The organism is uncultured Roseobacter sp. (genome assembly GCF_947496515.1).
GTDB lineage: Bacteria > Pseudomonadota > Alphaproteobacteria > Rhodobacterales > Rhodobacteraceae > Roseobacter.
This window is the reverse complement of sequence record NZ_CANMDB010000046.1, coordinates 1-1,768: the sequence shown is the minus strand read 5'-3', so window position 1 is coordinate 1,768 and position 1,768 is coordinate 1. Positions and strand designations below refer to the sequence as shown.

Genomic DNA, 1,768 nt, shown 5'->3' with positions numbered 1-1,768 from the left:
ACCCGCCTGTTTCAAAAGGCCGGCGGTATGGCCAGCGAGCCCCTGAACGCTGGCCATGAGCGCCAGTGCCGAGACACCGGTGCCTCCGACGACCGTGTTCATCGAGCCACCGACCTCGTGCTTTTGGTTGCCGCCGACTTCGACCGCACGGTTCTGACCGATGGCCGAGACCTCGTGCCGCTCGATGCGTTTGGTCCGGTCGTTCAGCACCCGTTCTGTCCGGTCCTTCTGGGCATGGAGAAACATATTCTCGTCGCCAGCCTGATCCTCGAATGTGATCTCGTTGAAACCGTCACCCTTGTGGGTCTGGCTGCGCAGGACGGTTTTGGTCTTATTCCCCGGCAGGTCGTATGGGACTTTCTGTCGGCTGTTTGGCACCACGCCTGTGACGACGGGTCTGTCGGGGTCGCCGTCGAGATAGCTGACCATGACCTCCATGCCGATACGGGGGATGACCTGGCCGCCCCAGCCGGCACCCGCCCAGTTCTGCGTCACGCGCACCCAGCAGGTGTCGCTGCCGTCCTTGGCCGCGCGCCGGTCCCAGGGGAACCACAGCTTGATGCGGCCGTATGCGTCGGGGTGGATTTCTTCGCCTTCTGGGCCTGCGACGATGGCCACCTGCGTGCCGTCGATGCGGGGCGCGGGCGTGGTGCGCTGCGGCGTGGCGGGCACATCGGCGGGCAGGGCGAGGAAGCGGTTCACGTATTCGGGCTGGTTCTCGACACTCTCGTAGCTGGTGTCGACCACCTCGTGATGGATCGACAGGATCACATGCGGCGGATACGCTGCATCGGGATCGGCTACGTCAAAGGGCCTGAAGCGATGCCCCGGTGCAAGCGTGCGCACTGTGCCAGCGCCCTCCACCCGGGCGTGCTCTGCTTCATGCGCCTGCATGCGCAGCCTCGAGATACGCTCGACCTCGGCGTTGTCGATGCCCTCACTGGCCCGCGTGCCTGTCCCGTATCCGGCCTGCACCGGATATTCAAAAAGCTCGTAGCCGCCGTTCTTCGGCAGCGTCACCAGACCTGGCGTCGCCGCCCCTGGCACCATCTCCGGCGTGGTGAAGTTCCAGTCCCGCCCTGCATGGCTGCCCGGAATGTAGCGGAAACTGGTCTCGAAACGGTTTATATGATTGCGACCGGTCGATCCGGCGGCAAACCGCACATCACCGTCGTCTTCGAGCGCGGCCAGATACCCCGCAGGATGAGATGCAATGTGGAGGGTATGCGCCCCTTCTTCGTGCTGCCAGAAAAAGAACAGCCCATCCTCCTGCAGCCGCCGCATCAGGTAGTCGAGATCTGTCTCGTTCCATTGGACAGAGTAATGCTGCCGCGGCACGGGATCGACCACACCGCCTGTGACGGGGCTAGGCAGTCCGTGCTCCTGGCAAAGAAGCTCAGCAACCTCGGTCGCGGATTTATCCAGCCAGATGCGGCAGTCGCTCCGCTGTGTGAGCATCCACAAGGCGGGGCGCAGCACCAGCTGGTAGGACCGCAACCCGCGGCTGGCGCGCGGGCCGGCGACCAGGTCGGTCACGATGGCGTTCCAAGTGCGGCGGACGGCGGGCTGCTGGCTGAGCTCGACGCTCACATCCACTGTCTTTCCCAGAAGCTGATCGGGCGCAATCTCGGGCTGCTTGGACCGTACTGCCACGGTGATCTCAAAAAGCGCCGAGACATGCTCGTCTACCGTGAGCCTTTCCGCCAGCAAGGCATCTTCGCCCAAGGGAGTTGCGATGCGCAGGATGCGGTCCGCCTGGAGGAAATCG

1 protein-coding gene is annotated in these 1,768 nt (G+C 64.2%); it reads right to left on the bottom strand.

Features of this window, described 5'->3' with window-relative positions:
* Window positions 1-1,768, bottom strand: a 1,768-nt coding sequence (tssI, locus tag Q1A53_RS23295) for a type VI secretion system tip protein TssI/VgrG (RefSeq protein ID WP_299971788.1), incomplete at both ends; no start/stop codon positions are given.